This window comes from Pseudomonas sp. A-1 (genome assembly GCF_004801855.1).
GTDB lineage: Bacteria > Pseudomonadota > Gammaproteobacteria > Pseudomonadales > Pseudomonadaceae > Geopseudomonas.
Genome location: NZ_SSTC01000150.1, coordinates 1 through 5,335 on the forward strand (window position 1 = coordinate 1; position 5,335 = coordinate 5,335).

Genomic DNA, 5,335 nt, shown 5'->3' on the forward strand with positions numbered 1-5,335 from the left:
CGGGGCGACCGCCGCGGGCGGTTGCACGGCCGGTGCAGGAGCCGGTGCAGGTGCCGCCGGAGCTGCCGGCGCCGGGGTCTTGACGGCGACGGGTGCAGGCTCGGGCGTCCGGGCTGCCGCCGCGACAGCGGCCTCGGGCGCGAAGGCCGCCACCAGCTGGGCGATCGGCTCCAGCCCGCCACTGGCCGCCGGCTCATCACCGATGCCGAGCACGCAGATCTCCAGCTGCTCGGGCTCGACGATGAAGCACATCACCGCCTCGATGTCGCCGGGATCCTCCTCGGACAGCAGCTCCACCTCGTAGCGCTGCTGGTCGCCCCCCTGACAGACGATGGTGCCGAACTGCTTGAGCTCGTCGACCAGCAGCTGGCGATCCTTGTCCTTGACGCCCAGCAGCGCCACGCACAGACGCGCCTGACCGCCCTCCGCGGCGTCGGCCTGGGGCGCGACGACCGGCGCGACCGGCTCCGGCTCGATCACCGGCGCCGGAGCAGGCGCCGGGGCAGACGCCGGGATGGCCGCGGCAGCGGCCGGGGCGTGGCCGATCTCCTCGAGCGCCAGCTGCTGCAGGGTCTGGCAGATGCGCGCGAAGGCCTCGGCATCCGGCTCGGCGTTGTGTCGGTAGGCGTCCAGCTGGTCGTGCAGCATGTCCTTGGTTTCCAGGAACAGGTCGACGATGTCGCGGCGCAGCTTCAGCTCGCCGCGGCGCAGGTGGTCGAGCAGGTTTTCGAAGATGTGGGTGGTCTTCTGCAGCACATCGAAGCCGAAGGTGCCGGCGCCGCCCTTGATCGAGTGCGCCGCGCGGAAGATGGCGTTGAGCTGCTCGGGGTCCGGATCGTCGATATCCAGCTCCAGCAGATGGCGCTCCATGTCGTCCAGCAGCTCCGCGGCCTCTTCGAAGAAGGTGGCGTAGAATTCGGTGATATCCATGCAGGCTCTCACTCGGGCGTGGGGGTGGTGCCGGAAGCGGGCGCGACGTCGGGCGTCGGCACGGTTTCCGGGGTAAAGGAACTCTGCTCCAGGATCGCCGCGGCGGTGCGCGAGTCGAGGACGATCACCGCGATGCGCCGGTTCATCGGATCCTGCGGGGCGGCACCGGCGAAGGGCACGCGGTCGGCCATGCCGGCCACCCGCAGCAGCTTGTCGAGGGCCAGGCCGCCAGCCACCAGCTCGCGCCGCGAGGCGTTGGCCCGCTCGCTGGACAGCTCCCAGTTGCCGTAGCCGGCCTCGCCGCCCGGATAGGGCCGGCTGTCGGTATGGCCGGTGATCTGGATACTGTTGGGCAGCTCGTTGAGCATCGGCGCGATGGTCCTCAGCAGGCTGCGCAGGTAGGGGGCGACCCGCGCGCTGCCGACCTCGAACATCGGTCGCGACTCGGTATCCACCAGCTGGATGCGCAGCCCCTCGGGAGTCAGCTCGAGGCGGATCTGCTCGCGCAGCTCGCGCAGCGCCGCATCGCTCTCGATCACCTTCTCGATGCGCTGCTTGAGGTCCTGCAGGCGCGCCTGCTCGTCGCTGCTGCGCGTCCTCTCGCGCAGGTCGATGCGCATCTGCTCGCCTTCGGCATGGGTCGGGTCGGGGCCGCCGCCGGGAATCGCGCTGTCGCTGGCGGTGGGCTTGTCGCCGCCGGCCATGGCCACCAGCAGCGGCGTGCTGAAGTACTCCGCCACCGCCTGGCGGGTCTTGTCGTCCGAGGAGGCGAGGATCCACATGACCAGGAAGAACGCCATCATGGCGGTCATGAAGTCGGCGAAGGCGATCTTCCAGGCGCCGCCGTGATGGCCATGGCTGACCTTCTTGCGGCGGACGATGATGATCGGGCGGTCGTGGTCGCTCATGCGCTACCTGCCGCGGCCGCCGGCTTGTGGTTGCGCACGTGCTCCTCCAGCTCGGCGGCGGTCGGCCGCTCGACGGTATCCAGCGCCTTGCGGCCGAACTCCACGGCGATCTGCGGCGGGTAGCCGTTGATGCTGGCCAGCAGGGTCACGCGCAGGCACTGCAGCATCTTCACCGCCTCGGACACCTGGCGGCCGATGCGGCTGGCCAGCGGGGCGACGAAGCCGTAGGCCAGCAGGATGCCGAGGAAGGTGCCGACCAGGGCGTGGGCGATCATCATGCCCATCTCGTCCGGCGGCGCGCCGGCGGCGGAACTCAGGGTCTTCACCACACCCATCACCGCGGCGACGATGCCGAAGGCCGGCAGGCCGTCGCTGACCTTGGTCAGCGCGTCGGCCGGCAGGTGCGCCTCGTGCTCGAACGACTCGATCTCGTGGAGCATCAGCTCGTCGATCTCGTGGGCGCTCATGTTGCCGCTGACCATCAGGCGCAGGTAGTCGGTGAGGAAGTGCATGATCATGGTGTCCTCGAGCAGCTGCGGATGCTCGGCGAACAGCGCACTTTCGGCCGGACTGTCGATGTCGCGCTCGATCGACAGCATGCCGTCGCGGCGGGCCTTGGCCAGCAGCTTGTACTGCAGGGCCAGCACCTCCATGTACATCGCCTTGTCGTACTTGAGGCTGCGCTTGAGGGTGGAGGCGGCCTTGAAGGTGCTCTTGATCGCCTTGCCGTGGTTGGCAGCGAGGAAGGCGCCCAGCGCCGCGCCGCAGATGATCAGCACTTCGGTGGGCTGATACAGCGGGCCGAGACTGCCGCCTGACAACACATAGCCACCGAACACGGAGATGAGTACCACGGCGAATCCGATCACGATCAGCACGACAACACTTCCTTGGGTCAGATCAGGAGATGACCTGAGTGCTATCGGCAGTCGCGGGCGAAACTTGAGGGCGGCAATGCGCGGAGCGCCGAACGGCGCAGGTACGACAACGCGAGGATGGGCAGACCAGCCGGGGCGCCACGAACGGGCGCCCCGGAGAGGGCATCAGCCGCCGGCGACCGCCAGCGGCGCATCGCCGAAGCCGGCGTCACCGGCATTGGCGGAGGCTTCCAGACTGGCCTCGCGGTGCTTGCGCGTCTTGCCGGCGCGCGAAGGAGGCTGGCAGATCCCGCAGACATAACCACGCTTGGGCGCATGGGCATGGGCCACGAAGCGACCGCTGCAACTGGTACAGCGCACCAGTTCGAGCATCTCGCTTTCGAAGAAACGCACGAGGGTCCAGGCCCGGGTCAGCCCGAGCACCACCTCGCTGTCCTCGGCCAGCTCGACATGCTCGAGATACAGGCGATAGGCCTTGACGAAGGCCTCCATGCGCTCGCAGCCATGGCTGAGCACCAGGCTCTCGTAGATGTTGTAGAACAGCGAGGAATGGATGTTCGGCAACCAGGTCACGAACCAGTCGGTAGAGAACGGCAACATGCCTTTCGGCGGCGAAACGCCGCGCACTTCCTTGTACAGGCGAATCAGCCGCCCACGGCTGAGGTCCGTCTCCGTTTCGAGCACCTGCAGCCGTGCCCCCAGCTCGATCAGATCGATCGCCAGCTGCACCTGCTGCATCTCGTTGAGCAGACTCTTTTCGCTCATGACGGACTCACTCAGCCTGCAGATGCAACCGCTGGCGCCACCGAAGCCATCAGCAGGGCGGCATGAATCCGCCCCAGATCCTGCTCGCGCTGGCTCTGGGTCAACTGCGCCAACTGGTCGGCATCGTCCAGCACCATGCGGCACAGCAGCTGACGGGTGCGGGACAGCTGCATGAGCTGCTTGGCCGAAAGTCCGCCGATCAGTTCGGCAGTCTGGGGGCTGAGCTTAAGACGAAACTGCGCCGTGACCGGATCCTCCCGCAGCAGCTTCTGCGCCAGCAACAGATAGGAAAGATTCAGCTCCTGGATATCATCCAGCAGGCTATCGACACTCATGGAAATCCCTTGAATTTCATACGTCATCAAGGCTGCACGCCGCCTAGCGACTCAAGCTAATAGTTGTACACAACCGTGACAGCGCTTTTGGCGCCACTCTTGGCATTGGACTCCGGCTGTGCATGGATGAAGGATCGGCGACACTTGCCTGACGCCCAAGTTCCGCCGACGCCGGCATGCTACCACGCAAAAATGTGAACCTGATAGCACCACTAAAGGACACATGAGGACTACGACTGAGAGCACTTCTCACAAGATCGGGCAAAACGCCCCAAAAATGGCAAATTGGCGCCAAAAAAACACTTGCATAAAACCTATACAGTTGTTAAAGGCCGGCGCCGACCCCACACACCCTTGACCTGAATCAACGATATGGCGCTATTCTTGCAGCGCCTGCAGCCCGCCCGCCCAGGCCAGCAGCTCACCGACCACCTGATACAGCTGCGGCGGAATCCGCGCATCGAGGTCCACCTGCATCAGCAGGCCGACCAGCTCGGGCGAATCGTGGATCGGCACGCCATGCCGGCGCGCCTCGGCGATGATCCGCTCGGCCACCTCGCCATAGCCCTTGGCCACCAGCCGCGGCGCCTCCTCGCCGTCACGGTAGGCCAGCGCCAGCGCCTGGCGCCGCCGCACATGGGAACGCTCATCCGCCATCGCCCACCTCCGCCTCACGCTCGATCAGGTGCAAGCGCACCTCGCTGAAACCATGGCCGGCCAGGCGCTCCTCCAGCACTCCGCGAGTCTGCGCGAAATAGCCGCGCAGGCTGGCCGACTCGGTCTGCAGGGTCAGCGCCAGCCGCTCGCCCTGCAGGCTGATCGCCACCTCCAGCTCGCCATGCCCTTCCAGGCGCAGGGCCAGGCGCACCTGCCATGCGCCCTGCCCGGCTGAAGTTTCACCCTCGCCTTCGCCGCCACTCTCCGCCTGCGCCTCCGCCGGCGGCGGCTGGATGCTCAGCGCCATGAACACGCCAGCCCAGACATTGCCCTCCCAGCGCACCTGCGGCTGCGCCAGCATCTCCAGCTGCTGGCGCAGCAGCGGCAGCTGCGCCTCGCCGGCATCCCCGCCGTCATGCCTGGCGTTCGCCAGCCTTTCATCTGCAGCGGGCGATCCCGGCTCGACCGACGACAGACGCTCGGCGGACGCCGCAGGCACCGGCTCGCCGGGCGACTCCTGCGCCAATGGCGCCGCCTGCACCGCAGCCGGCGAAGCAGACACCGGGACCGCCCGCATCTGCGGCTCCTGGCGCAACGCCTCGAGCGGCAGCTCGCCGCGCGACCAGCGCGCCACATGCGCCTCGTAGAACAGCCCGCTGGACTGGATGCTCTGCTGCAACTGCCCGGCGACCAGCGCAGCGGACTGCGGCCCGGCCGGCGCCGCGGCCAGCAGCGGGCCGGCGGGAGCGATGACCGCCGGCGGTGCCGGAAAACGCTGCAGCAGGTCGCCGATCAGCCGCGCCGCGGCGCTGAACGAGGTGGTGGTCGAGGGCTGCGGCTGGGCGGGCGGCGCGACCTCGGC

The 5,335-nt window shown here is 67.7% G+C and carries 7 protein-coding genes; all 7 read right to left on the reverse strand.

The window, feature by feature from the left end; genetic code table 11:
* On the reverse strand, window positions 1-930 hold a 930-nt coding region (locus E5198_RS20160), incomplete at its 3' end, for an Hpt domain-containing protein (RefSeq protein WP_178084105.1).
* Window positions 931-938: 8 nt separating this feature from the next.
* A complete protein-coding gene (gene motB / locus E5198_RS20165; protein ID WP_136491703.1) occupies window positions 939-1,838 on the reverse strand; it encodes a flagellar motor protein MotB in 900 nt (299 codons plus the stop codon).
* Window positions 1,835-2,716 (reverse strand): flagellar motor stator protein MotA, encoded by an 882-nt coding sequence (gene motA / locus E5198_RS20170; protein ID WP_136491704.1) that lies wholly within the window; start codon window positions 2,714-2,716, stop codon window positions 1,835-1,837. Before motA ends, motB begins: the two co-directional genes overlap by 4 nt.
* 165 nt (window positions 2,717-2,881) lie before the next feature.
* Window positions 2,882-3,481 carry a flagellar transcriptional regulator FlhC gene (flhC, locus tag E5198_RS20175; protein ID WP_136491705.1) on the reverse strand — a complete coding sequence of 200 codons (600 nt, stop codon included), beginning with the start codon at window positions 3,479-3,481 and terminating at the stop codon, window positions 2,882-2,884.
* An 11-nt stretch (window positions 3,482-3,492) separates the two neighbouring features.
* Window positions 3,493-3,816: a flagellar transcriptional regulator FlhD gene (gene flhD, locus E5198_RS20180; protein WP_136491706.1), complete on the reverse strand. Its 324-nt coding sequence runs from the start codon at window positions 3,814-3,816 to the stop codon at window positions 3,493-3,495.
* Window positions 3,817-4,194: 378 nt separating this feature from the next.
* Window positions 4,195-4,473, reverse strand: coding sequence for an EscU/YscU/HrcU family type III secretion system export apparatus switch protein (locus tag E5198_RS20185; RefSeq protein ID WP_136491707.1), 279 nt, complete (start codon window positions 4,471-4,473; stop codon window positions 4,195-4,197).
* Window positions 4,463-5,335, reverse strand: an 873-nt coding sequence (locus E5198_RS20190; protein WP_136491708.1) for a flagellar hook-length control protein FliK, incomplete at its 5' end; no start/stop codon positions are given. The genes E5198_RS20185 and E5198_RS20190, both read right to left, overlap by 11 nt.